Below are 24,342 nucleotides of genomic sequence, written 5' to 3'. Positions count from 1 at the left end.
TCGGTGGTCATCTTCATGGGGGTCTCTCCTTGCGCGCGGCACCGACGCCGGTCCGGTCCGGCCATGCGCCGCCTGAGCGAAGTTACGGTTGCAGGGGGGCGGCCAATAGGGCCAACGGCGTTCGCCGGATATGGCCAGATCAGCCCAGCGCCCGGGCCAGGCGGGCGACGCCTTCGGGGATGCGTTCTGCCGGGATCGAGGACCAGGCGAGGCGGTAGAACTCGCCCGGCGCCTGCGGGGTGGCGAAAAAGGGCGCCCCGGGCTCGATCAGCACCTCCTCGCGCTCGAGCTTGCGGGCGAGGGCGGCGGTGTCGGTGCCGCGCGGCGCCCGCATCCAGAAGGACGAGCCGCCGAAGGCCCCCCGTCCCGCGATCTCGAGCCCGTGCTCGGCGACCGCCTCTTCCATCACCGTGCGGCGCTCGGCGAGCACGCGGCCCATGCGCCGTATCATCGCGTCGTAATGCCCGAGGCCCAGGAAATAGGCCGTGCTGCGCTGCACGAGGCCGGGCGGGTGGCGCAGGACGGAGGCGCGCAGCGCGCGCGCCTCGCGGATGAAGGGCTGGGGGCCGACCAGGTAGCCGAGGCGCAGGCCGGGAAAGAGCGGTTTCGAGAAGCTGCCGACGTAGATCACCCGCCCGTCCGTATCGAGCGACTTGAGCGCGGGCAGCGGCGTCTGGAGAAACGCCATCTCGAACTCGTAATCGTCCTCAACGATGAGCGCGTCGAGCGCGCGCGCGCTCTCGAGAAGCGCCTGGCGGCGCTCGAGCGGCATGGTGGCCGAGGTCGGGCACTGATGGCTCGGCGTGGTGAAGATCACATGCGTGCCCTCGGGCACCGCGTCGGGCGGCAGCCCGTCGGCATCGACCGGTACGGGCGAGATGTGACACCGCGACTGGGTGAGGATGTCGCGCAGCGCGTGGTAGCAGGGCGTCTCGATCGCGGCCCTGCGGCGCTGGGTCAGCAGCACCTGCGCGGTCAGCCAGAGCGCGTTCTGTGCCCCGAGCGTGATCAGGATCTCCTCCGGGCGCGCCTCGATCCCGCGGCGGGGCAGCGTGTGGCGCGCGAGAAATTCCACCAGCGGCGGGTCGTCCTGGTCGTAGAGATCATGCGCGAGGGCGGGAAAGTCCTTCGCGCCAAGCGCCTTCATCGCGCAAAGCCGCCAGTTGGCGTGATCGAAGAGCGACGGGTCGGCCTGGCCGTAGATGAACGGGAAGCGGAAGCGCGCCCAGTCGGGCCGCTTGCGCGGCGCGGCACCGCCCGAGAACCGCTGACCGAGCGCGCGCGTCCAGTCCACGGCGTCCTCGCGCGGGGGGCGCGCGGCCGGGAAGGCGGGCGGCTCGGGCGCGTTCGCCGACACGAAGTAGCCCGAGCGATCCTTTGACGTCAGGTAGTCGTTCGCCAGAAGCTCGTTGTAGGCCAGCGTCACGGTGATCCGGCTGACGCCCAGATGCGTTGCCATCCGGCGCGTCGAGGGCAGCCTGTCGCCGCGCCTCAGCCGACCGGAGAGGATCGCCTGCGCGATCATCTGCTGGATGCGCGCCTGCAACGTGCCCGTGCCGTCGGGATCGAGCGTGAAGCTCACCGCGGAGATGCCCATGGCCGGAAGCGTATCTGGCCCGGTCGCACCGTGCAAACTGGACTTATGGGCCGGGCCGGGCATTGCGCCCGCGCGCCGCATCGGACCGGGCCCCGGGCGCGCGCGCGCCCGGCCGCCGGGTCACCCGAAGACGCGGCCCAGCGCCTCGTCCACGGAGGCGGCGATGCGGTCGATGTCGTCCGCCGTGGCGATCAGCGCGGGCGAGAAGCAGAGCGTGTTGTTCTTTCCCGGCACCGAGCGGTTGGTCACGCCGATGATGACGCCCTGCGCGTTGCAGTCGCCCACCACCTTCTGGGCCAGCTTCTCGTCCACGGGCTCTTTCGTGGCGCGGTCGGCCACCAGCTCCGCCCCGCAGAAGAGGCCCGCGCCCCGCACGTCGCCCACGACGGCGTGCTTCTCCTGGAGCTCGTGCAGCCGCTCCATAAGCCGCGCGCCCATCGCCGTCGTGTTTTCCAGAAGGCCCTCCTCCTCGATGATGGCCATGTTCTCAAGCGCCGCGGCCGGCCCCGCCGTGCAGCCGCCGAAGGTGGAGATGTCGCGGAAATAGTCGAGCGGATCGTCGGGATCGGCCTTGAACATGTCGAACACCTCCTCGGTCGTGACGAGGCAGGCGATCGCGGCGTAGCCCGAGGCCACGCCCTTGGCCATCGTGACCATGTCGGGCTCGACGCCGAATTGCTGGTAGCCGAACCAGGTGCCGGTGCGGCCGACGCCGCAGACGACCTCGTCGATGTGCAGCAGGATGTCGTATTTCCGGCAGATCTCCTGCACCCGCTCCCAGTAGCCGGAAGGCGGCGGGATCACGCCGCCGCCCGCCGTCACGGGCTCCAGGCAGAGCGCGCCCACCGTGTCGGGGCCCTCTTGCAGGATCACCTTCTCGATCTGGTCGGCGGCCCAGAGGCCGTAATTTTCCTCCGGCGCGCCGTCCTGCTCGTGCTTGCGGTATTCGAGGCAATGCGGCACGCGAATGAAACCGGGCGTGAACGGGCCGTATTGCGCGTTGCGCTCGTCCTGCCCGCCGGCCGACAGGCAGCCGATCGTCGTGCCGTGATAGTCCCGGTCGCGGTAGAGGATCTTGTGCTTGCGGCCGCCGTAGCGCTTGTGGGCGATCTGCCGGACCATCTTGAAGGCCTTCTCGTTGGCCTCCGATCCGGAGTTGCAGTAATAGACGCGCGACAGGCCCGGCATCTTGTCGATGACCCGCTCGGCGAAGCGCGCGCCGGGGATCGTGCCGGCGGCCCCTGCGAAGTAGTTCAGCTTCACCAGCTGGTCGCGCACGGCGTCGGCGATCCGTTCGCGCCCGTAGCCCACATTCACCGTCCAGACCCCGCCCGAGACGGCGTCGAGGTGTTCCTTGCCGTGCTGGTCCCAGACCGACATGCCGCGCCCCTCCACGATCACGCGGGGCGCGCCCGTCTCGAAGGGCTTGTGCTGCACCAGGTGATGCCAGACATGGGCGCGATCGGCCTCGACGATGCCGCTGAAATCGTTCTCTCTGGGGGTGCCGTCCATGATGATGCGTCCTTGGAATTGCGCGGGCGGGCGGCGGGGCGGCGCCGGCGCGCGGGAATTGTCTGCGGCAACGCTAGCCTGAGCTTGGATGATCAGCCACTTTTTTCGCCGCTTGTTAGGGCCAGTTGATCCGGCCCGGTAAGTCCACCCTTTCGCGGAGAGGATCCGCGCCCGGCCCACGGGCGTCATTCAAGGCGGCGGAAAGTCTTGCAAAATTCCTGCAGATCGCGTGGCGGCGGCATGTTCCGGCCGCGCGGCGCGGTCCGGGATTTCGGAAAATCCATTGATCGGAATCGCCTTTTCGGATCGGATTCGGGCACGGGCGCGCCGTCGGGCGCCGCTCCGGGCGACGGTGCCGCCTCAGAATTGCGCCGCGCCGAACCGCCGCGAATCGCGGCTGCCAGCAAGGGATGACGGAAGATGATGACAAGACGAAAGCTGATGGGGGCGGTTGCCGGTGCGGCGATGCTCACCGGTGCGCAGGCCGCGGCGCAGGAGATCACGGTGGCCTATTTCCTCGAATGGCCGATGCCTTTCCAGTACGCGAAGGCCACGGGGATGTACGAGGACGCCATGGGCATCGACATCAACTGGGTCAGTTTCGACACGGGAACCGCGATGTCGGCGGCGATGGCCTCGGGGGACGTGCAGCTTTCCGTGAGCCAGGGCGTGCCGCCCTTCGTGGTGGCGACCTCGGCCGGGCAGGACCTTCAGATCCTCGACGTGGCGGTCAGCTACTCCGACAACGACAATTGCGTCGTGCGCGCGGAACTCGAGATCGACAAGGACTCGGCGGACGAACTCGAGGGCAAGAAGGTCGCGGTGCCGCTGGGCACGGCGGCGCATTACGGCTTTCTCGAGCAGATGAACCATTTCGGCGTGGACATCTCCACGATGGATGTCGTCGACATGGCGCCGCCCGACGGCGCCGCGGCCATCGCGCAGGGCGCGGTGGACATGGCCTGCGGCTGGGGCGGGGCGCTGCGCCGCATGAAAGAGCACGGCAACGTGCTGCTCACGGGCGCCGAGAAGGAGGATCTGGGCATTCTGGTCTTCGACGTGACCTCGGGCCCGGCGAACTGGGTGGCGGAGAATTCCGACATCGTGGCGCAGTTCCTCGCGGTCACGGCCGAGGCCAACGCGATGTGGAACTCGGGCGAGAACACCGAGGAGATGCTTCCGGTGATCGCCAAGGACGCGGGCATGGATCTGGAGGCCACGCGCGAGACCATCGCCACCTTCGTCTTCCCGCCGGTGGACGAGCAGCTGACCGCCAAGTGGCTTGGCGGCGGTGCGCAGGAGTTCATGCAGGGCGTGGCCAACGTCTTCGTCGAGGCCGGCAGCATCGACGCCGCGCTCGACAGCTACGCGAACGCCGTGAACGCCGCCCCGCTGGAAAGCGCCGCCGGCGGCATGTGACCCGGCCCTCCGGCGGCGCCGGAGGAAACGGGAAAGGACGTCCCGGGCCTGCTGCGGCAGGCCCGGGGCCCTTGGGCGCGGGCCCGGACACGCAGGGCGCTCGAGGCGACAGAAGACCCTCGCAGGAGGGCGATTGCGACGCAGGGAGACAGGGAAGACCATGAGAGACGACGCATGAGCGGGCTCGACATCGAGCGGCTTTCGATGCGCTTCGACCTGCCCAATGGCAGCTCGGTCCAGGCGCTGCAGGATGTCACGCTACACCTCGCCGAGGGCGAGTTGCTGAGCGTTCTGGGCCCCTCGGGCTGCGGCAAGACCACGCTGCTCAACATCGTGGCGGGGTTTCTCGCGCCGACCTCGGGCAAGGTGGTGATGAACGGCCACGAGGTCACCGGCCCCGACGCCGAGCGCGGAATGGTGTTCCAGCAGGGCGCGCTCTTCGAATGGATGAGCGTGCGCCAGAACGTGAGTTTCGGCCCCCGCATGGCCGGCCGGCGCGAACGCGACTGGGCCGGCACCGTCGATCACCTTCTCGACGTCACGGGGCTCGCCGATTTCCACGACAAGGCGATCTACGAGCTTTCGGGCGGGATGCAGCAGCGCGTGGCGCTCGCCCGGTGCCTGGCCAACGACCCAGACGTGATCCTGATGGACGAGCCTCTGGGCGCGCTCGACGCGCTCACGCGCGAGAAGATGCAGAGCCTGGTGCTCAGGCTCTGGAAGGAGACGGGCAAGACCATCATCCTCATCACCCATTCGGTGGAAGAGGCGCTGCTGCTCGGCGAACGGCTTCTCGTGATGGCGCCGCGGCCGGGGCGCATCCACACCGAATACCGGCTGCCTTTCGCCGATCTCGGTGTCGGCGCGGACCTCCGCGAGGTCAAGCGCCATCCCGATTACAGCCCCAAGCGGGAAGAGATCCTTTCGATGATCTGGGACATGGAGGAAGAGATCATGGGCCGCACGGAGGCCGCGCAATGATCATCTTCCTCATCTATGCGGCGATTTTCACCGCCTCCTTCTTCCTCGTGAAGCTCGTCGTCCACCAGACGCGCACCGGCCTTACCGCCCGCAAGACGGTGACCTTCGGCGACGAAAGCGCCGTCACGCCGAACCGCATCGCGAGTGTCATCTCGGTGGCCACGATCTTCCTGCTCTGGGGCGCGTTCACGGGCTCGGCCTGGGTGCCGGGCTTCCTGCACGCGCCGGGCCCGTTCCTGGGCGAGACCCGGTTCGACTACACCGTCGCCACGCCCGACGGGCAGCGCGACACGGCGACGGTCACGGTCCTCGTGCATCCGGTGCAGCAGGACGCGGAAGCCCCCGAGGTGGACCCGGGCGAGGGCTGGGCCAAGAACGACAGCGCCACCGTCGGCGCCTGGCGCAGCACGCTCATCCGGGTGGACCGCAACGACGAGCTGGGCCGCGACGCGGGCGCCGAGGTCGTCGAGGTCGACGGCCAGCCGATCGCCCCCGGGGGATCCGTGCGCATCGCCGACGGGCGGGTCGGCATGACGCCCAAGGGCACGCTCAACTTCGAGCCGGCGAAGGGCTGGCAGATGGAGCCGATCTGGCTGCCCCCGCCCGAGGCCGTCGTGGCCCGGATCGGCGAGGTCGCGAGCGACGGCTACCGCGACAGCACCCTCTGGGAGCATCTGGGCTGGTCGCTCTTCCGCGTGATCGTGGGGTTTCTCTTCGGCGCGGCGGTGGGGATCCCGCTGGGTTACGCCATGGGGCTCTCGGACTGGTTCCGCGGCTGGTTCGATCCGATCGTGGAGTTCATGCGCCCCGTGCCGCCGCTCGCCCTCATTCCGCTGGTGATCATATGGGCGGGGATAGGCGAGGTCGGAAAGATCATACTGCTCTTTCTGGCGGCGCTCTGGATCATGGCGATCTCGGCGCGCTCGGGCGTGTCGGGCGTGGCTATCTCGAAGGTGCACGCGGCCTATTCGCTGGGCGCCTCGCGCTGGCAGATCCTGCGCCACGTCATCATCCCGAACTCGCTGCCGGAGATATTCACCGGCGCGCGGGTGGCCATGGGGGTGTGCTGGGGCACGGTGGTCGCCGCCGAACTCGTGGCCGCCGAGCAGGGCGCGGGCATGATGATCATGGTCGCCTCGCGCTTCCAGCTTACCGACATCGTGATCATGGGGATCATCCTGATCGGGATCATCGGCTTCGGCATCGACATGGCCATGCGCCGGATGGAGCGCTGGCTGGTGCCGTGGAAGGGCCGGGCCTGAGCGCGGGCGCGCTCAGCCCGAGGACCAGCGGCGGGCGCGGTCGCGGAGCGCGCCGGCCAGCAGCGTGACGTCGATCCCGACGGCGACGAAGCGCGCCCCGGCCTCGAGATGCGCGGCGATCTCGTCGTCGTCGACCGACAGGATCCCGGGCGCCTTCCCGGCCGCCGCGATGCGGCCCAGCGCGTCGCGGATCGCCGCCCGCACCTCCGGCGCCTGCGGGTCGCCCGGATATCCCATGTCCGCCGAGAGGTCCGTGGGCCCGATGAACACGCCGTCCACGCCATCGACGGCGAGGATGTCGTCGAGCGCGGCGAGGCCCGCCCGCGTCTCCACCTGCACGAGCAGGCAGATCTCGGCGTTGGCGGTGGTCGCGTAATCCGCGATCTCCGAGAAGCGCGAGGCGCGGGCAAGGGCGGCGCCCATGCCGCGATGGCCGTCCGGCGGGTAGCGGGTGGCGCGCACCAGACGCTCTGCCTGTGCGGCCGATTCCACCAGCGGGATCAGCAGGGTCTGCGCGCCCGCGTCGAGCGCCTGCTTGATCGCCCAGTCCTCGCCCATGGGCAGGCGGACCACGGCTTGCGGCGGCAGCGGGTCGATCACCTGGAGCTGCGCGGCGATGGTGGGCAGGTCGTTCGGCGCGTGCTCGCCGTCGATGAGCAGCCAGTCGAAGCCCGCGCGCGCGGCGATCTCGGCGGCGTAGGGGCTGCAGAGCCCGAGCCAGCAGCCGAACCGGGGGCGGCCCTGGGCGAGGGCGCGCTTGAAGCTGTTCTCGGGGGCGGGCATCGGCTCAGTCCTCCTGTCGCAGGCGGTCTGCGGTGGCGGTGATGGCGTCGTAGGCGGCGTCCATGTCCGCCGCGGTCGTGAAGACGGAGCCCGCCTGGAACCGGATGACGGGCCGCCCGTCGATCACCGTGCGGGTGAGGTAGATGCGTCCCTCGTCGTTGATCGCCGCGAGCAGCCGCTCGGTCGCGGCATCGGCGTCCGCGCCCGGCGGCGCATGGCGGAAGGTGAAGAGCGAAAGCACCGGCTCCGTCACGATCTCGAAGCCCGGCGTCTCTCGCAGCCGCTCTGCCAGCCCCCGGCTCCACGCGACATGATCGCGGATCATGGCGCGCAGTCCTTCTAGCCCCTCGGCGCGCAACAGGAACCAGAGCTTGAGCGCCCGGAAGCGCCGCCCGAGCGGGATCGACCATTCAGAGTAATCCACCACGCCGTCCGCGCCCTGGGTCCTGAGGTATTCCGGCCGGATCGCCAGCGTGCGGGTGAGCGCGGCCGGGTCGCGCAGGAAGTGCGCCGAGCAGTCGAACTGCGCGCCGAGCCACTTGTGCGGGTTGAAGACCACCGAATCCGCCTTCTCGACGCCGGCCCAGAGCTCGCGGAACTCCGGGCAGATCATCGCCGCGCCGGCCCAGGCCGCGTCCACGTGAAGGTAAAGCCCCTCGGCCCGCGCCACCTCGGCCACGGCGGCGAGGTCGTCGGACGCGCCCATGCCCGTGGCGCCCGTGCAGGCGACGATCCCGGCCGGAAGATGCCCCGCGGCACGGTCGTCGGCGATGGCGCGGGCCAGCGCGGCCGTGTCCATGGCGCGGCGCGGCCCCGTTACCGGCAGGCGCACCAGGTTCGCCGACCCGATGCCCGCGATCCAGATCGCCCGGTCGATGGAGGAGTGCACCTCGCCCGAGCAGTAGATCCGCAGCCGCGGCGCGCCCGAAAGGCCCTCGGTATTGCCCGCCCAGTCCAGCGCGCGCTCGCGCATGGTCAGCACCGCCGCCAGCGTCGCCGAGCTCGCGCTGTCCTGGATCACGCCGTGGAACGCGTCGGGCAGGCCCACCGCCCGCGCGAGCCAGCCCATCATCCGCGTCTCCATCTCGGTGGCGGCGGGCGAGGTCTGCCAGAGCATGCATTGCGGCGCGACGGTGGCCACGAGGTATTCGGCCAGCACCGAGGCGGGCGCCGCGTTCGCCGGGAAATAGGCGAAGAAGCGCGGGTGCTGCCAATGGGTCAGCCCCGGCATCACGATCTCGTGGAAGTCGCGGAGGATGTCCTCGACGGGCTCCGCCGCCTCGGGTGGGGCTTCGGGCAGGCGCGCGAGCGTCGCGCCCGGGGTCAATGGCGCGCGCACCGGCCGGTCGCGCAGCGTTGCGTGATACTCTGCCGCCCAGTCGGCCACCGCGCGGCCGTGTTTGGGAAATTCGCTCCAGTCCATGCCGCCTCCCTCCGCGTCGCGCCGTCGTCCCGCGCGGGCCCCCCGGTGTCAAGGGCGGCGGGTCAACCGGGCGCGTGCCGGTCGGGATGGGCCGCGGCGAAGGCCGGGTGCGCGTCCAGCGCGGCCTTCACCGTCAGGATGCGCGGGCAGTCCGAATAGTCCGCGCCCCAGCGGTCGGCGTTGTAGAGCTGCGGCATGAGGCAGATGTCGGCCAGCGAGACGGCCGCGCCCGTGCAGTAGGGCGCCTGCTCCCACCGCGCGAGCAGCGCCTCGAAGGCAGCGAGCCCCGGCGCGATGAAACGGCGCATCCACATCTCGCGCGCCTCCTCCCGCCCCGAAAGCTCGACCGCATAGGCCGCGACAGAGACGTTGCAGACCGGGTGGACATCCACCGCGACCGAGTGGGCGAGGGCGCGGACATGGGCGCGCTCGGCGGGCTCGGCCGGCAGGAGACTCAGCCCGCGCGTCTCGTCGAGGTAGTCGAGGATCGCCAGCGACTGGGTGAAGCGGTCTCCGTCGATCTCCAGTACGGGGACGAGGCCCTGCGGGTTGCGCGCGACATGCTCGGGCGTCTTGTGCCGGAGCGTCGGCAGATCGACCGGCACCGGGCGGGTGTCGATCCCGGCGAGGGCGAGCGCTATGCGCAGACGGTAGCTCGCCGAGCTGCGCCAGAAATCGTAAAGGACGGCCTCGCTCACCCCGCGGCGTCCCGCCCGGGCGCGCGGGCGGCGTCGAGCGCCTGCGACAGCACCGCGCGATCGCCGATGTGGTTGGCGAGAAGGAGGATGAGGCGCGCGTTGAGCGCGTCGCTTTCCGCCTTCGTCAGCCCTTCATGGGCGGCGAGAAGCTCGGCGTAGAAATCGTCCGGCCCCGCGATGTTGGGCGCAAGCGTCAGGGTCATTGGCGCATCTCCCGTGCCATGGCGCGGCGGAGCGCGGCGCGTGCGGCGCTCTCGTCGAAGGCGGGCCAGCGCGCGGCGACGTGCTGGTCCGGCCGGACGAGATAGACGGCCGAGGCCGCGTCGCCGAGATAGCGCGCCGCGAGCGCGCCCGAGGGATCGTCGGCGGCGGAAAGCGCGATACACGGGGCAGCGACGCCGTCCTCTTCCAGCCGCTCGGGTGCGTCTGCGTCGATGCAAAGCAGCGCGAAGCCCCCGGTGAGACGGTCGAGCAGGAAGCCGTTGCCGACGGGCGCGTCGGGGCAGGGGCTGCCGGGGCGCGTGCGCGCGGGGCCCTCCGGCAGCGCGTCGGGCGTGTTGAGCGGGGACCCGTCATAGGTGCAGGGCACGGAGAGCCGCCCCGAGTTCACCAGCGGCCGGGCGAAGGCGTAGTGCTCTGACAGATCGAGCACCGCGTCGCGGAAAAGCCGGCTCGTCTCGGATTTCGGCGTGATGAAATCGGTGGAGCGGCTCGAGTTCAGAATGTTCTCGTCCGCGCCGTGGATACGCTCGGCGTCGTAGCTATCGAGCAGCCCTTCGGGCGCCTTGCCCTCGATCACGAGCTTCAGCTTCCAGGCGAGGTTGTCGGCGTCCTGAACGCCCGAGTTCGCGCCCCGCGCGCCGAATGGGCTGACCTGGTGGGCCGAATCGCCGGCGAAGATCACCCGGCCGTGGCGGAACCGTTCCATCCGGCGGCACTGGAAGGTGTAGATCGAGACCCATTCGAGCTCGAAGGACACGTCGTCTCCGAGCATGGCCTTCAGCCGCGGGATGACGTTCTCGGGCTTCTTCTCTTCCTCCTTGTCGATGTCCCAGCCCAGTTGCAGGTCGATCCGCCAGACCCCGTCGGGCTGCTTGTGCAGGAGCGCCGACTGGCCAGGGTTGAAGGGCGGGTCGAACCAGAACCAGCGTTCGGTGGGGAACTCGGCGTCCATCACCACGTCGGCGATGAGGAAGTTGTCCTCGAACACCCGTCCCACGAAGTCGAGCCCCATCATGGAGCGGATGGGAGAGCCCGCGCCGTCGCAGGCCACGAGCCATTCCGCCTCGACCGCGTAGGGGCCCTCGGGCGTGTCGAGCGCGACCGCCACGTGATCGCCCGCCTCCGCGACGGAGGCGACCCGTGTGCCGCCCCGCAGCTCGATCGGCGCGCCCGCGGCCTGCATCTCGCGCACGCGGTCCACGAGGATGCGCTCGAAATGGTATTGCTGAAGGTTCACGAAGGCCGGGCGCCGGTGGCCCTCCTCGGGCAGCAGGTTGAAGTCGTAGACCTTGCGCTCGCCGAAGAAGACCTTGCCGAGGTTCCACCGCACGCCCTTCTCCACCATCGGCTCGCCGCAGCCGAGGCGGTCGAGGATCTCGAGCGGGCGCTTGGCGAAACAGATCGCGCGGGAGCCGAAGCTCACCTTGTCGTTCTCGTCGACCACCACGACCGGAACGCCGCGTCCGGCGAGGTCGATGGCGGTGGCAAGGCCCACCGGGCCCGCGCCGACCACGATCACCGGATGGCGCACCGGCGCGGGCGCGTCCTGGTCCGGCGCGCGGGTGTAGGGGTAAAGCGGCGTCTCGAAGATCTTGTTCATGTCCGGGTCTTCCCTGTGAGCTTCCAGATCGTCCAGAGCGCGGTGCCGCCGAAAAAGGCCCCGCCCACGCCGGCGATCTCGATCCAGGCGGGGCTCGGCCCGCGCAGCAGCAGGGCCGCGGCGATCGCGCCGAGCCCGAAGAGGGAGAAGGCGAGGCGGAACCACAGCTCGCCGCGGGTGGGGCCGAAGCGGCTCATCCCTGCAACGCCTCCCACATCTCCTTGTCGCGCGCGGCGGTCCAGATTCGCGGCGTCTCGATGCCGCGCGCCTCGTCATGGGCGCGGGCCACGTTGAAGGGCAGGCAATGCTCGTAGATCGCGAAGTCCGAGAACTTCGGGTCGCATTCGGCGCGCACGGCGTCCCACGCGTCCTTGAGCGTGCCGCCGCGTGCCGCCACGCGGGCGGCGGGGCGGTAGGTGCTTTCCAGGAAGTCGCGCGTGCTCTCGATGGCGGCGTTGACCATCTCCCGGCCCACCAGCGCGTCGCCGCGGCCGGGCGCGATGGCGTCCACGTCGAACCAGCGGATCGCGTCGAGCGTCTCGCCCCACTCGGCGAAATGCCCGTCGCCGCAGTAGCAGGCGGAGTGGTATTCGACGATGTCGCCCGTGAACATCACGTTCTGGTCGGGGACGTGGATCACGATGTCGCCTGCCGTGTGCGCGCGGCCGAGGTGCATCAGGTCCACTCGCCGGTTGCCGAGATAGACGGTCATCCGGTCGTTGAAGGTGGTCGTGGGCCAGGTGAGGCCGGGGATCGACTCGTGGCCCTGGAAGAGGCGCGGAAAGCGCTCGAACTCGCTCTCCCAATCCTCCTGGCCGCGTTCGGCGACCATGCCGCGCGCCATCTCGGACATCACGATCTGATCGGCGCCGTAGGCCGAGGCGCCGAGAACGCGCACCGCGTGGTAGTGGGTGAGCGCGAGATGGGTGATCGGCTTGTCGGTCACCTCGCGCACCTTCTCGATGACCTTGTTGGCGAGGCGCGGCGTAGCCTGCGCCTCGACGATCATCACGCTGTCGTCGCCGATGATGACGCCCGAGTTCGGGTCGCCCTCGGCGGTGAAGGCCCAGAGCCCCTCGCCGATCTCGGTGAAGCTGACCTCTTTTTCGGTCATGTCGCCCTGCGACGCGAATGCCTTTGCCATGTCCTGCCCTCTTCTCAGCGTTTGTAGGGATCTTCGAGCGCCGGCAGCAGCTGCCCCGCGCAGGGCCCGAAGCCGATGGTGTAGCCGTCCCCGCGCGCGGCGGCATAAAGCGTGACGGTGTCCCCGTCCTCGAGGAAGCTGCGCGCCTCGCCGGTGTCCAGCGTCACGGGCTCCTTGCCGCCCCACGAGAGCTCGAGCAGCGAGCCGCGCTGCGTCTTCTCCGGCCCCGAGACCGTGCCCGACCCCAGCAAATCGCCGGGCGTCATCGGGCAGCCGCTGGTCGTGTGATGGGCGAGTTGCTGGGCCGAGGAATAGTACATCTCGCGGTAGTTCGTCCGCGCGATTTCCGTCGCGGCCTCGCCCTCGGGCGCGAGCGTCACGCGCAGCTCGATGTCGTAGAGCATGGGGCCGGCATCGGCGAGATGCGGCAGAAGCGGCACCTCGCGCTCCGGCGCGGGCGCGCGGAATGGCTCCAGCGCCGCCCTGGTGACGATCCACGGTCCGATGGTCGTGGCCGTGGCCTTGGCCTGGAAAGGGCCGAGCGGCTGGTATTCCCAGGCCTGGATGTCGCGCGCCGACCAGTCGTTCAGCAGCACGTAGCCGAAGATCATCTCGTCGGCCTCGGCGACCGTGACCGGCCCCTCCGACGCCTGGCCCACCACCGCGCCCACCTCGAGTTCGAGGTCGAAGCGGCGCGAGGGCGCGAAGCGGGGCGCGGCATCCTCCGGCCCCTTGAGCTGGCCCCAGGGCCGCCGGACCGGCGTGCCCGAGACCACCACCGAGGAGGCGCGGCCATTGTAGCCGATCGGGATGTGCAGCCAGTTGGGCGGCAGCGCGTTCTCGGCGCCGCGGAACATGGTGCCGACATTGGTCGCGTGATGCCGGCCGGCGTAGAAATCGGTGTACTCGGCCACGAGGAAGGGCATGTGCATCTCTGCCCCGGCCTGCGGCACGAGCAGCGGCTCCACCCTGTCCCGCTCTGGCGCGCCGCGCGCGAGGAGCGCGGTCAGGCGCGCGCGCAGGGCGGCCCAGACCTCGGGGCCTTCCTCGAAGAGCTCGTTCCAGAACGGCACGTCGAAGAGCGGCCCCGCCCCGACCTCGACCAGGCCCTCCGCCTCGGCGCGGGCGAGATCGAGGATCATGTCGCCGATGGCCACCCCGCAGCGGGGATCCAGCGTCTCGGTGGAGAAGACGCCGCAGGGCAGGTTGTTGAGCGGGAAGGGGTGATCGGGCGCGTTCGCGCTTTCCACCCAGCTCGGCATCAGCGACATGGGGCTCCTTTCCGTGGCGGGGGCGGCCGGGTGCCAAGGCTTTTCGAAAAACCTTGGCGCAAGAGACCTGGCGGTCTCTTGCGCGTCACTTCACACCCGGCGTTCCGTCGAACTTCTTCTCGAGGCTGTCCCAGCAGTCGATGTAGTCGTCCTGCAACGGCGCCTCCTTCGCCGCGAAGGCGGTGAGGTGCTGCGGGAACCTCGTCTCGAACATGAAGGACATCGTGTTGTCGAGCTTCTCCGGCCCCAGCTCGGCGTTGGAAGCGCCTTCGAAGGCGCTTTTGTCCGGCCCGTGGGGCAGCATCATGTTGTGCAGGCTCATGCCGCCCGGCACGAAGCCCTGCGGCTTGGCGTCGTACTGGCCGTAGATGTTGCCCATCAGCTCGGACATGATGTTCTTGTGATACCAGGGCGGGCGGAACGTGTCCTCGGCCACCATCCACCGCTCGCGGAAGAGCACGAAGTCGATGTTTGCGGTGCCAGGCACCCCCGAAGGCGCGGTCAGCACGGTGAAGATCGACGGGTCCGGGTGGTCGAAGAGGATCGCGCCGACCGGGCAGTAACTGCGCAGGTCGTACTTGTAGGGCGCGTAGTTGCCGTGCCAGGCCACCACGTCGAGCGGGCTTTGCGCGATCTCGGTGACGTGGAACTGGCCGCACCACTTGACGGTGAGGGTCGAGGGCGTCTCCCGATCCTCGAAGGCGGCGACCGGCGCCTTGAAGTCGCGCGGGTTGGCCATGCAGTTGGCGCCGATCGGGCCCCGGCCCGGGAGCTCGAACTTCTGCCCGTAATTCTCGCACACGAAGCCGCGGCACGGGCCGTCGAGCACCTCAACGCGATAGACGAGGCCGCGCGGCAGGATGGCGATTTCCTTGGGCTCCACATCGATGATGCCGAGCTCGGTGGCGAAGCGCAGCCGGCCTTCCTGCGGGACGACGAGAAGCTCGCTGTCGGCGGAGAAGAAATACGCGTCCTTCATCGACTCCGTGACGAGGTAGATGTGGCTCGCCATGCCGACCTGGGTGTTCACGTCGCCCGCCGTCGTCATCGTGCGCATGCCGGTGAGCCAGGTGAGCGCCTCGTCGCCGTGCGGCACCGGATCCCAGCGATACTGGCCGAGCGAGATCACGTCCGGGTCCACGTTCGGCGCCGACTTCCAGTAGGGCAGCTCCAGCTTCGTGTAGCGCGAGGAATGCTTGACCGAGGGCCGGATGCGGTAGGTCCAGGTCCGTTCCGGCGGGTTGGCGGTGAAGGCCGTCCCCGAAAGCTGCTCGCCGTAAAGGCCGTAGTTGCATTTCTGCGGCGAGTTCATGCCCTGCGGCAGCGCGCCCGGCAGTGCCTCGGTCTCGAAGTCGTTGCCGAAGCCGGGCATGTAGCCCTGCTGCGTGCCTGTGGGCGTGGTGGCCTGCGTGAGGCCGACGGGATCGGTGCGACGATTCATGGTTCAGGCTCCTCCCTCCCGAATTCGGTTGCGGTGTTAACGGTTGAATTTGTAACTAACAAGAGTCGGGAGGACGCGATGGACGGAAAAGACGGATTCGATCTGCAGGAATTCCTGCCCTATCTTCTCAATCAGGCGGCCGAGGAGGCGAGCCTCGCCTTCCAGCGTCATTACAAGGCGCGCTACGGAATGCTGCGCACCGAGTGGCGGGTGCTCTTCCACCTGGGGATCTACGGCCGGATGACGGCGGGCGGGATCGGCGCGCGCGCCCGGATGCACAAGACCAAGATCAGCCGCGCGGTGGCCCGGCTCGAGGCGCGGCGCTTCCTGACGCGATGCGCCGATCCCGCGGACCGCCGCCGCGAAGTGCTGGAACTCACGCCGGCGGGGCAGGCGGCCTACCGCGACCTGCGCGAGGTCGCGCGCGACTACGACGCCGCGCTCGCCGCGCGCTTCGATCCCGAGGACGCGGCCGCCCTGCGGCGGATGCTGCGCGCGCTGGCCGGGGGCGACGATCCGGGCTGACCTTGCGTCAGTGAACCCGGTGATGCGTCGCGGGGGCCGCCCCGGCGGCGGCCCCCGCGACCTTTCCGAAGGCATCCGCGCCTTGCGATTTCGCGCGCGCCACCTGTGCCCAGAGCCGTTGCGCCGTGGCCGACAGCGCGTGGCCGCCCCGCCCGCCGGTGAGCACGAGCGTCCCGGGCAGGGCCGCGCGCAGGTGCTGGCCGAGTTCGGTCATCCGCGCCTCGACCAGTCCCGAAAGCAGGCGACTGCCGGACAGAAGCACCGGCGCGGTCCTGTTGGCGCGGGCCGCGGCCTCGATATCCGACGTCTCGGCATCGAGCAGCAGGCTGACCGACCAGCCCGAGGCGCGCAGGATGTCGGCCTTGATCACCGCGCCCAGGAAATGCGGGTTGCCGGGCTGGTTCGCGACGATGGCGTGCCCGACCGGCTGCACGGGGTCCGCGGTTTGCGGCGCCTGCCACAGCAATGACTGGAAGCGCCCCAGCGCCACTGTGACCTGCGCCATGGACCAACGGTCGGCCATCCAGCCGTCGCCGAGCGCGCGCGCCACGGCCTCGTACCCCTCCGCGCGGCCCGTCGCCGTCGACAGCCTGGGCGCGAGGCGCTGCGCCACGATCACATCCTCTCCGGGGGCGATCAGCGCCTGCGCGAAGGCCTCGGCCTCGGCGGGCGAGACGACCGGGCCCGGCCCGCGCTGCGAGAGGCCCTTCGTGACCATCGCGAGCGCCGATGCCCAGTCGGCGCCGGCTTCGGGCAGCGGAGCGCCGAGGACGACGGCAAGCGGCGACAGCGCAAGATCCCCGGGGGTCTGGAAGAGCTGCATGTGCCAGCCGGCAAAGGTGCGCCGGTCGATCGCGGCGTTCTCGATGAGGTTCATGTCGGCGTGGCGCGGATCGTCCTGAAGCCGCCCCATCAATGCGTTGATGACGCCCGCGGGTCCCTCCAGCCATTGCTGGTAGCCGACACCGGCGGAGACCAGCGCGCCGGTGATGCCGTGTCCCGCGTTGAACCGCGCCGCGCCTTGCACGAGCGCGCCGATCTCGCCGGCATCGAGCGGGCGGGTCGCACGGCTGCGGTAGCAGACGCGGCGCAGATCGCCCGGCATTTCCTCGCTGGTTCGCATCGCCCGCCCCTTCCGAATTGCGACGGGGATCGCCCGTCCGGCTTTCCGCGATGGCGCGGTCCGCTTGGAGCGCAGGGCACTGCGTCGGCAGGCGCCGGACCATCCCCCTCAATATGATCTGACAGGCCAAAATGTCTAGAAAAATTTACACACGGATCGCATGTCGCCGGTGTTCAGAAATCCACGTCGACGCCCGGGAGGTTCAGCGCCCGCAGCAGATCGCGCAGTTCCTGCCGGGCGGCGATGTTGGACAGGCTGAACTGCGTCACGCCGATGTCGGGCAGGTCGAGAAGGGTCAGGCCCCTCGGGAAAAGCTCCCGGAACACCACGCGCTCGTGAAAGCCGGGCGCGGTGCGGAAGCCGATCCGGCGCGCAAGGGCATCCAGCGCCGCCTGCATCTTGGCCTTGTTGACCATCGCCTGCGCGCCAAGCCGGTTGCGGATCACCAGCCAGTCGAGCGCCGGCAGCCCGGCCTGCGCACGCAGCTGCCGCGCCGACCAGACCATCTCGGAATAGACCGACGGCCCGAGAACCTTCTGACCGTCTTGATCGGTCCGCGCCAGCAGATCGAAGTCCACGAAGCTGTCGTTGAGCGGCGTGATCAGCGTATCGGCGAGCGAGTGGGCGAGCTGGCTGAGCCGGGTGTGGGAGCCGGGACAGTCGATGACGAGGAAGTCGCAACTGCCCTCGAGCGCCGCCACGGCGGTGGACAGGCTGCGATCCTGCGGGTTCTCGTCGGGTTGCAGCGTGTCGGGATCGATCGTCGGCAATTCGTGGAACTGCGGGCTGGGAAGATGCGCCAGCCCCTCCGCGGCGAGGTAGCGCTGACGGTTCGACAGGTAGCGCCCCAGGCTTTGCTGGCGCAGGTCGAGGTCGAGCGCGCCGACGCGCTGGCCGCACCGCGCAAGGCCCGTCGCCACATGCATCGAAACGGTGGATTTGCCGGCTCCGCCCTTCTCGTTGCCGACGACGATGATGTGCGCCATGCCCTTCCCCCTCGTGCCGCGCGGCCGGTCCGGGCCACGCTTCGCCCACCGTCTATAGGGCGCACCCGATGCGAGGGAAAGCGCCCGAAACGGAACGCGCCGCCCGGAGGTCGGGCGGCGCGTCCTGGAAAAAAACCTGTAAGGGGATGCCGGCTCAGAAGCCGAGGCCCTCGTACTTCTTCTTGAACCTCGACACGCGGCCGCCGGTATCCATCAGACGTCCGCCGCCGCCGGTCCAGGCGGGGTGCACGGAGGGATCGACGTCGAGGGGCAGGGTTTCGCCCTCGCCGCCCCAGGTCGAGCGCATCTTGACGATATCGCCGTTCACCAGCTTCACGTCGATGAAGTGATAGTCGGGATGAATGTCCTTCTTCATGGCGCGGCTCCTCAGGCTTGGGCCCCGGCGCCCTTGGGCGCGCGGTAGTTGGTCTGCTCCGTGATCCGGGCCGACTTGCCGCGGCGCGAACGCAGGTAGTAGAGCTTGGCGCGGCGCACCTTGCCGCGGCGCACGACCGTGATGCTGTCGATGTTCGTCGAGTAGAGCGGGAACACGCGCTCCACGCCCTCGCCGAAGGAGATCTTGCGCACCGTGAACGAGCCATCGATGCCCTGGCCGTTCTTGCGGCTGATGCACACGCCCTCGAAGTTCTGCACGCGCGAGCGCGTGCCTTCCGTCACCTTGTAGCCGACGCGCACGGTGTCACCGGCCTTGAAATCGGGAATCTTCTTCCCGAGCGAGGCGATCTGTTCCGCCTCCAGTTCCGCGATCAGATCCATCTGATCCACTCCTATTCTCGCTCGCGGTGGCCCCGCGAAGGTGATGGCCCTCAGAGCTCTCGGTCGTCCTCCGGGTTCCTGCGATGCGCCTCGCGCCAGGCCCGCCAGAGATCAGGGCGCCGTTTCCTTGTCAGCCTTTCGGCCTCGGCCTGCCGCCATTCGGTGATCCGCGCGTGGTGCCCCGAAAGGAGAATTTCGGGTATCTCGCGCCCCTGCCAGACGGTGGGCCGTGTGTACTGCGGGTGCTCCAAAAGACCGTGCGAGAAGGATTCCTCCTCGACGGACGCCTGATTCCCGAGCACGCGGGGTATAAGTCGGACCGTCGCGTCGATCAAGGCCATCGCGGCGATCTCGCCGCCGGTCAGGACGAAATCCCCGATCGAGACCTCCTCGACCCCGTAATGGTCGAGCGCGCGCTGGTCGACCCCCTCGAAACGCCCGCAGATCAGCGTGACGCCCGGACCCTCGGCGAGGGCGCGCGCGCGGGCCTGCGTGAAGGGCGTGCCGCGCGGGCTCGGCGCGATGAGCGGGCGGCCCGCCGGCGCGGTGGCGCGCGCCTCCTCGATGGCGCGGCCCAGCACGTCGGCCCGCAGCACCATGCCCGCGCCGCCGCCCGCCGGCGTGTCGTCCACGTTGCGGTGGCGCCCCTCGCCGTGGCGGCGCAGGTCGACCGTCCGAAGCTGCCAGAGCCCCTCCTTGAGGCCGCGCCCGGTGAGCGAAAGCCCGAGCACGCCCGGGAACGCCTCGGGAAAGAGGGTGATGACCTGCGCGCACCACACGCCCGCCAGCGTCTCCTGCGCGGGCATGAGCTCGCGCGGGCCCACCGCGGCGCTGATCGACTTGCGGCCATGGGAGCGGGCGGGGGCATCGCTCATTCGAAGAGCCCCTCGGGCGGGTCGGCGACGATCCGTCCCGCCGCGAGGTCCACCGTGGGCACCGCCGCGCGGGTGAAGGGCAGAAGCACCGTCTGGCGCGCGCCCGGGACGATCACCTCCAGCAGCGCGCCGGCGCCGTGATCATGCACGGCCTTCACCCGTCCCAGCGCCGCGCCGCCCGTGTCGAGCACGTCGAGGCCGATCAGGTCGGCGTGGTAGAACTCGTCCTCGGGCAGATCCGGCAGCCGCGCGCGCGGAACGTAAAGGCGCGTGCCGCGCAGCGCGTCCGCCTCTTCCTTCGTGCGCACGCCGGACAGCCGGACGCGCAGCGCGTTCTTGACCCGCCCCAGCGGCGTGACCTCGAAGCGCCGCGCGCCGTCCTCCGTGACGAGCGGGCCGTAGGACGCGACGGCCTCCGGCTCCGCGGTGAAGCTTTTCAGCCGCACCTCGCCCTGCACGCCATAGGCGCCCGCGATGGCGCCCACACAGACCTGCCCGCTCATCGGCCGGCCGCCTTACTCCTGCGCCTCGGCGGGCGCTTCCGCGGCCTCGGCGGCCTTCGCCGCGCGCTCCTCGGCGCGTTCCTGCGCCTTCTTGCCCGGCGTGCCCTTCTTGGGGTTCGCGCGCGAGCGGGCTTCGCTGAGGCCCGCGGCCTCCAGCATGCGGCTCACCCGGTCGGTGGCCTGCGCGCCCTCGCCGAGCCAGTACTGCACGCGCTCGACGTTCATGCGCACGCGCTCCTCGCTGTCCTTGGGCATGAGCGGGTTGTAGGTGCCCAGCTTCTCGATGAAGCGGCCGTCGCGCGGCATGCGGGAATCCGCCGCGACGATCCGGTAGAAGGGCCGCTTCTTGGAGCCGCCGCGGGCGAGCCTGATCTTGATAGCCATGTGTGTTCTCCTTCGTCTGGCTGGTTGCGGGCAGGGGCGTCAGACGCCCTGCGCCTGGTGGCTTTCGTGGTGCTGGATGACCTCCTGGATGATGAAGGCCAGGAACTTCTTGGCAAATTCGGGGTCGAGATCCGCCTGACGGGCGAGATCCTCGAGCCGCGCGATCTGCTGCGCCTCGCGCTGCGGATCGGAGGGCGGCAGGTCGTGGCGCGCCTTGAGCCGGCCCACCGCCTGGGTGTGCTTGAACCGCTCGCCCAGCGTGTAGACCAGAATGGCGTCGAGCCGGTCGATGCTCTCGCGGTGCTCGCGCAGGACGTCGGCCGCGAGGGCTGTGGGATCGCTGGTCTCGGTCATGCGCTGGCCTCTTTCGCGGAGGAAAAGATCGGCCCCTCGAAGGACGCGATCTCCTGCTGGATCGCGTCCTCGATCTGGCTGCCGCGCAGCCGCTCCGGGGCGGGGTGACGATAGACGATGTCGTGCCCGTCGACCGATCGTGCCTCGGCGTCGCGCTTCGCGCCGAGGCGCTGGGCGAGCAGGATCGACTGGGTGTTGCGCGGGTCGAGATAGCTGACCGCGCCGGTCCATCCCATCCTGTCGTAGAGATGCCGCCGCACCGCGTCGGTGGCCTCGAGCGCGATGCCGCGCCCGGCCACCTCGGGCCAGATCACCCAGGCGATCTCGCGCTCGGGCCATTTGGCCGGGAACCAGCCCCCCGCCATGCCGAGGCTGCGGTCGGTCTCTCGGTCGTGGATCATCCACATGCCGAAGCCGCGGATCTGCCAGTGGCCGATCTCGGCGGCGTAGAGCATCCATGCCTCGTATTCGTTGAGCGGGCCGCCCATGAAACGCGCCCGGTAGGAGGTGAAGGTGGACTTGAAGTTCGGGTAATCCTCGGGCACCGGGCCGCGCAGGATCAGCCGCTTCGTCTCGATCACGGGGATGGAGGAGGCGGGCATCAGGCGGCCCTCCGGATGCTGGCGCGTGTCATGCGTAGGCCTCCGCGCCGCCGTCGGAGTCGAGTTCCCGCGGTCCGGGGTGGCGATAGAGCATGTCCTCGCCCATCGTCACGTTCTGGTAGGTGCGCTCGTAGCGCGCGCCCAGCCGCTCGGCCAGCGCGACAGAGCGCGCGTTGCCGGGCAGGATGTTCGAGGTGAGCGTCGTGAAACCGAGGTCCTCGTAGGCCCATTCGCGCGCGCGGAGCGCCGCCTCGCAGGCGATGCCCTGGCCCTCGAAGGGGGCGAAGACGAGCCAGCCCAGTTCCGGCTCCGGCCAGCCCTCGGGGTTCCAGATGCCGCAAAGCCCCGCGGGCGCCGCGTCCCGCGTCATCTCGATGGTGAAGTAGCCGTAGCCGTGGATGTGCCAGTGCCCGATGTTGGAGGCGAACCAGCGCCAGGCGTCGGGCCGCGTCTCGGCGCCGCCGAAGCCCCAGGCGCGGTCGGGATCGGCGAAGAACTCGGCAAGCGGGTCGAAGTCGCGCATCTCGGGACCGCGCAGCCGCAGCCGCCCGGCCTCTAGCACGGGGGCGGGCGTGAGGCTCATGCCGCGGCCTCCGCCGGGGCGGGGTGGCGGAAGACCCAGACCTCGGTCGCGTCGTCTTCCGACCCTTCCCCCACCGGAAGCCGCGCCTCCCGGTCGCGCACACAGCCGAGCCGCTCGGCCAGCGCGATGGAGCGGGCGTTGTCCGCGTCGATGTAGCTCACCGCCGTCGTCCAGCCGAGATCGTCGTAGGCGAAGCGACGCAGGCGCTCGGCCGCCTCGCAAGCGTAGCCCTTCCCCTCCGCTGAGGCGTGCCAGAGGCTCCAGCCGAGTTCGCACTCCGCCCAGCCGTTCGGGTACCATGGGCCGACGGATCCGAGGAGCGATCCGCTCGCCTTCTCTTCCAGCACGAATTGGCCGTAGCCGCGCAGTACCCAATGCCCGACAGCATGTCCGAAGACGCGCCAGGCGGCCGTCTGCGTGTACGGCCCGCCGATGAAGCGCGCGCGATCCGAGACGAGGAATGCCGCCGCGGTCTCCCAGTCGCGCGCCTCGGGCGCGCGCAGGATCAGCCGCTCGGTCTCGAACCGCGGCGTATCGGCCAGCGTCACCGTCATTTCTTCTTGCCGAAGCCGGAGAGCCCCGGGGGCAGGGACATGCCGCCGCCGCCCATGCCGGGCATCCGGCCCGCGCCCATCTGCTTGGCCGCCTGCTCGAGCGCCTTCTGGTCCATGCCCTCCATGCCCTCGGGCGCGCCGCCCTTGCCGAGCATGCCGCCCATGGCCTTCTTCAGCATGCCGCGTCCGCCCTTCTTGCCGAGCCTTTTCATCATGTCGGCCATCTGGCGATGCTGCTTGAGCAGCTTGTTGAGCTCCGCGACCTCGAGCCCCGCGCCCGCGGCGATGCGCTTCTTGCGGCTAGCCTGGAGGATCTGCGGATTGGCGCGCTCCTTCTTCGTCATGGAGTCGATGAGCGCGATCTGGCGCCTGAGCACCTTGTCGTCGATGCCCGCCTCGGCCATCTGGCCCTTCATCTTGCCCATGCCGGGCATCATGCCCATCAGCCCCTCCATGCCGCCCATCTTGAGCATCTGGTCGAGCTGCGTCTTGAGGTCGTTCATGTTGAACTGACCCTTGGCCATGCGCTTCATCATGCGCTCGGCCTGTTCGGCCTCCAGCGTCTCCTGCGCCTTCTCGACGAGGGCCACGATGTCGCCCATGCCGAGGATGCGGCCGGCGATGCGCTCGGGCTCGAAGGTCTCGAGCGCGTCCATCTTCTCGCCCGTGCCCACGAAGCGGATCGGCTTGCCGGTGACCGCGCGCATGGAGAGCGCCGCGCCGCCGCGCCCGTCGCCGTCCATCCGGGTGAGAACGACGCCCGAGACGCCGATCTTGTCGTCGAACTCCTGCGCGACCTCCACGGCGACCTGGCCGGTCAGCCCGTCCACCACCAAAAGCGTCTCGCGCGGGCTGACCACGTCGCGCACCTCGGCGGCCTGGCGGATGAGCTCCTGGTCGATGTGGAGCCGGCCCGCCGTGTCGAGCATGTAGACGTCGTAGCCGCCGAGCGCCGCCTGGGTCCTGGCGCGCTTCGCGATGGCGACCGGGTCCTCGCCCTTCACGATGGGCAGGGTGTCCACGCCGACCTGCCGGCCGAGGATCTGAAGCTGCTCCATCGCCGCGGGGCGGTTCACGTCGAGCGAGGCCATGAGGACGCGCTTGCCGTCGCGATCCTTCAGGCGCTTGGCGAGCTTCGCCGTCGTCGTCGTCTTGCCCGAGCCCTGAAGGCCCACCATCAGGATCGGTGCGGGCGGGCTGTCGATCTTGAGCGCGCCGGGGTCGGCGTCGCCTTTCAGCACGTCCACCAGCTCGTCGTGGACGATCTTGACGACCTGCTGGCCCGGCGTGACCGACTTCGTCACCGCCTGGCCCGTGGCCTTCGCCTGCACCGCCTTCACGAAGTCGCGCGCCACGGGCAGCGAGACGTCGGCCTCCAGCAGCGCCACGCGCACCTCGCGGAGCGCCGTGCGCACGTCCTCCTCGGACAGCGCGCCCTGCTTCGTCAGCCGGTCGAAGACGCCGGAGAGACGCTCGGACAGATTTTCGAACATGGCCCTCTGGCTCCTTCTGCGATACGGACATGCACCTCCGAGATGGGAAGCGCGGCTCAAATGCCAAGCGCCCCCGTGGGCGCAACGCGCTGACGGGGAGCGATCCCGGGCCCAAGCCCATGGGACCGGAAGCGATTACGCACTTCCGGGGACAGGCCGGGCATAGGCCGCGGCCCTCACGGAGTCAAGCCGGTCGTCGCCGCGCCGCGGCGCAGCGGGGCGATGCCGGC

Annotated in this window: 27 protein-coding genes; 4 read left to right on the top strand and 23 right to left on the bottom strand. The window is 69.9% G+C overall.

Annotated elements, in window-relative coordinates; translation table 11 throughout:
• Positions 1-139 precede the first annotated feature (139 nt).
• Positions 140-1,597: a PLP-dependent aminotransferase family protein gene (locus tag AB6A66_RS13960; RefSeq protein WP_371056359.1), complete on the bottom strand. Its 1,458-nt coding sequence runs from the start codon at positions 1,595-1,597 to the stop codon at positions 140-142.
• Positions 1,598-1,717: 120 nt separating this feature from the next.
• Positions 1,718-3,109: an aspartate aminotransferase family protein gene (locus tag AB6A66_RS13955; protein ID WP_371056358.1), complete on the bottom strand. Its 1,392-nt coding sequence runs from the start codon at positions 3,107-3,109 to the stop codon at positions 1,718-1,720.
• Positions 3,110-3,529: 420 nt separating this feature from the next.
• Between AB6A66_RS13955 and AB6A66_RS13950 the strand changes: the two genes are divergently transcribed.
• The 3 genes from AB6A66_RS13950 to AB6A66_RS13940 all read left to right on the top strand — a co-directional run bounded on the left by AB6A66_RS13950 (position 3,530) and on the right by AB6A66_RS13940 (position 6,771).
• Positions 3,530-4,528, top strand: coding sequence for an ABC transporter substrate-binding protein (locus AB6A66_RS13950; RefSeq protein WP_371056357.1), 999 nt, complete (start codon positions 3,530-3,532; stop codon positions 4,526-4,528).
• A gap of 174 nt (positions 4,529-4,702) precedes the next feature.
• Positions 4,703-5,509 carry an ATP-binding cassette domain-containing protein gene (locus tag AB6A66_RS13945; RefSeq protein WP_371056356.1) on the top strand — a complete coding sequence of 269 codons (807 nt, stop codon included), beginning with the start codon at positions 4,703-4,705 and terminating at the stop codon, positions 5,507-5,509.
• Positions 5,506-6,771, top strand: coding sequence for an ABC transporter permease (locus AB6A66_RS13940; protein ID WP_371056355.1), 1,266 nt, complete (start codon positions 5,506-5,508; stop codon positions 6,769-6,771). The genes AB6A66_RS13945 and AB6A66_RS13940 overlap by 4 nt, the downstream gene beginning before the upstream one ends.
• A gap of 12 nt (positions 6,772-6,783) precedes the next feature.
• Here AB6A66_RS13940 and AB6A66_RS13935 read toward each other — a convergent pair whose 3' ends face one another.
• From AB6A66_RS13935 to hmgA, 9 genes are all read right to left on the bottom strand, one after another.
• Positions 6,784-7,554, bottom strand: coding sequence for an aldolase/citrate lyase family protein (locus tag AB6A66_RS13935; RefSeq protein ID WP_371056354.1), 771 nt, complete (start codon positions 7,552-7,554; stop codon positions 6,784-6,786).
• A gap of 4 nt (positions 7,555-7,558) precedes the next feature.
• Positions 7,559-8,977, bottom strand: coding sequence for an aspartate aminotransferase family protein (locus AB6A66_RS13930; protein ID WP_371056353.1), 1,419 nt, complete (start codon positions 8,975-8,977; stop codon positions 7,559-7,561).
• Between the two features lie 62 nt (positions 8,978-9,039).
• A complete protein-coding gene (gene maiA / locus AB6A66_RS13925) occupies positions 9,040-9,675 on the bottom strand; it encodes a maleylacetoacetate isomerase (protein WP_371056352.1) in 636 nt (211 codons plus the stop codon).
• Positions 9,672-9,878: a DUF2783 domain-containing protein gene (locus tag AB6A66_RS13920; RefSeq protein WP_371037227.1), complete on the bottom strand. Its 207-nt coding sequence runs from the start codon at positions 9,876-9,878 to the stop codon at positions 9,672-9,674. The genes maiA and AB6A66_RS13920 overlap by 4 nt, the downstream gene beginning before the upstream one ends.
• The gene (locus tag AB6A66_RS13915) at positions 9,875-11,497 is read right to left on the bottom strand and encodes an FAD-dependent oxidoreductase (RefSeq protein WP_371056351.1); all 1,623 of its coding nucleotides are present in this window, start codon (positions 11,495-11,497) and stop codon (positions 9,875-9,877) included. The genes AB6A66_RS13920 and AB6A66_RS13915 overlap by 4 nt, the downstream gene beginning before the upstream one ends.
• Entirely contained in the window at positions 11,494-11,694 is a 201-nt protein-coding gene (locus AB6A66_RS13910; protein WP_371056350.1) for a hypothetical protein, read from the bottom strand. Before AB6A66_RS13910 ends, AB6A66_RS13915 begins: the two co-directional genes overlap by 4 nt.
• Positions 11,691-12,641 carry an MBL fold metallo-hydrolase gene (locus AB6A66_RS13905; protein WP_371037248.1) on the bottom strand — a complete coding sequence of 317 codons (951 nt, stop codon included), beginning with the start codon at positions 12,639-12,641 and terminating at the stop codon, positions 11,691-11,693. The genes AB6A66_RS13910 and AB6A66_RS13905 overlap by 4 nt, the downstream gene beginning before the upstream one ends.
• A 14-nt stretch (positions 12,642-12,655) precedes the next feature.
• Positions 12,656-13,912 (bottom strand): fumarylacetoacetase, encoded by a 1,257-nt coding sequence (fahA, locus tag AB6A66_RS13900; RefSeq protein WP_371056349.1) that lies wholly within the window; start codon positions 13,910-13,912, stop codon positions 12,656-12,658.
• A gap of 85 nt (positions 13,913-13,997) precedes the next feature.
• On the bottom strand, positions 13,998-15,353 hold the full coding sequence (gene hmgA / locus AB6A66_RS13895) for a homogentisate 1,2-dioxygenase (protein WP_371056348.1): 1,356 nt from the start codon (positions 15,351-15,353) through the stop codon (positions 13,998-14,000).
• 78 nt (positions 15,354-15,431) lie between these two features.
• Here hmgA and AB6A66_RS13890 point away from each other — a divergent pair, with 78 nt between their 5' ends.
• A complete protein-coding gene (locus AB6A66_RS13890; RefSeq protein WP_371037223.1) occupies positions 15,432-15,878 on the top strand; it encodes a MarR family winged helix-turn-helix transcriptional regulator in 447 nt (148 codons plus the stop codon).
• A gap of 7 nt (positions 15,879-15,885) precedes the next feature.
• Here AB6A66_RS13890 and AB6A66_RS13885 read toward each other — a convergent pair whose 3' ends face one another.
• The 12 genes from AB6A66_RS13885 to ffh all read right to left on the bottom strand — a co-directional run bounded on the left by AB6A66_RS13885 (position 15,886) and on the right by ffh (position 24,112).
• Positions 15,886-17,001, bottom strand: a complete 1,116-nt coding sequence (locus tag AB6A66_RS13885) for a BLUF domain-containing protein (RefSeq protein WP_371056347.1) — start codon at positions 16,999-17,001, stop codon at positions 15,886-15,888.
• 173 nt (positions 17,002-17,174) lie between these two features.
• The gene (locus AB6A66_RS13880; RefSeq protein WP_371037221.1) at positions 17,175-17,987 is read right to left on the bottom strand and encodes a division plane positioning ATPase MipZ; all 813 of its coding nucleotides are present in this window, start codon (positions 17,985-17,987) and stop codon (positions 17,175-17,177) included.
• A gap of 154 nt (positions 17,988-18,141) precedes the next feature.
• Positions 18,142-18,363 (bottom strand): 50S ribosomal protein L31, encoded by a 222-nt coding sequence (gene rpmE / locus AB6A66_RS13875; RefSeq protein WP_371037220.1) that lies wholly within the window; start codon positions 18,361-18,363, stop codon positions 18,142-18,144.
• 11 nt (positions 18,364-18,374) lie between these two features.
• Positions 18,375-18,764: a 50S ribosomal protein L19 gene (gene rplS / locus AB6A66_RS13870; protein WP_371037219.1), complete on the bottom strand. Its 390-nt coding sequence runs from the start codon at positions 18,762-18,764 to the stop codon at positions 18,375-18,377.
• Between the two features lie 50 nt (positions 18,765-18,814).
• A complete protein-coding gene (trmD, locus tag AB6A66_RS13865) occupies positions 18,815-19,639 on the bottom strand; it encodes a tRNA (guanosine(37)-N1)-methyltransferase TrmD (RefSeq protein WP_371056346.1) in 825 nt (274 codons plus the stop codon).
• The gene (gene rimM / locus AB6A66_RS13860; protein ID WP_371056345.1) at positions 19,636-20,142 is read right to left on the bottom strand and encodes a ribosome maturation factor RimM; all 507 of its coding nucleotides are present in this window, start codon (positions 20,140-20,142) and stop codon (positions 19,636-19,638) included. The genes trmD and rimM overlap by 4 nt, the downstream gene beginning before the upstream one ends.
• Before the next feature lie 12 nt (positions 20,143-20,154).
• The gene (gene rpsP / locus AB6A66_RS13855) at positions 20,155-20,526 is read right to left on the bottom strand and encodes a 30S ribosomal protein S16 (protein ID WP_371037216.1); all 372 of its coding nucleotides are present in this window, start codon (positions 20,524-20,526) and stop codon (positions 20,155-20,157) included.
• Between the two features lie 39 nt (positions 20,527-20,565).
• Entirely contained in the window at positions 20,566-20,880 is a 315-nt protein-coding gene (locus AB6A66_RS13850) for a chorismate mutase (RefSeq protein WP_371037215.1), read from the bottom strand.
• Entirely contained in the window at positions 20,877-21,482 is a 606-nt protein-coding gene (locus AB6A66_RS13845; protein WP_371056344.1) for a GNAT family N-acetyltransferase, read from the bottom strand. Before AB6A66_RS13845 ends, AB6A66_RS13850 begins: the two co-directional genes overlap by 4 nt.
• 28 nt (positions 21,483-21,510) lie before the next feature.
• The gene (locus AB6A66_RS13840; protein WP_371056343.1) at positions 21,511-22,065 is read right to left on the bottom strand and encodes a GNAT family N-acetyltransferase; all 555 of its coding nucleotides are present in this window, start codon (positions 22,063-22,065) and stop codon (positions 21,511-21,513) included.
• Complete coding sequence (locus AB6A66_RS13835; protein ID WP_371056342.1) at positions 22,062-22,619, bottom strand: GNAT family N-acetyltransferase; 558 nt, start codon at positions 22,617-22,619, stop codon at positions 22,062-22,064. The genes AB6A66_RS13840 and AB6A66_RS13835 overlap by 4 nt, the downstream gene beginning before the upstream one ends.
• Complete coding sequence (gene ffh / locus AB6A66_RS13830; protein ID WP_371056341.1) at positions 22,616-24,112, bottom strand: signal recognition particle protein; 1,497 nt, start codon at positions 24,110-24,112, stop codon at positions 22,616-22,618. Before ffh ends, AB6A66_RS13835 begins: the two co-directional genes overlap by 4 nt.
• Positions 24,113-24,342 lie beyond the last annotated feature (230 nt).

The sequence above is a fragment of the Rhodosalinus sp. K401 genome (assembly GCF_041365735.1).
In the GTDB taxonomy this organism is placed as follows: Bacteria; Pseudomonadota; Alphaproteobacteria; order Rhodobacterales; family Rhodobacteraceae; genus Rhodosalinus.
Note: the sequence above shows the minus strand (reverse complement) of the source record. Positions and strands in the feature narration are given on the sequence as shown.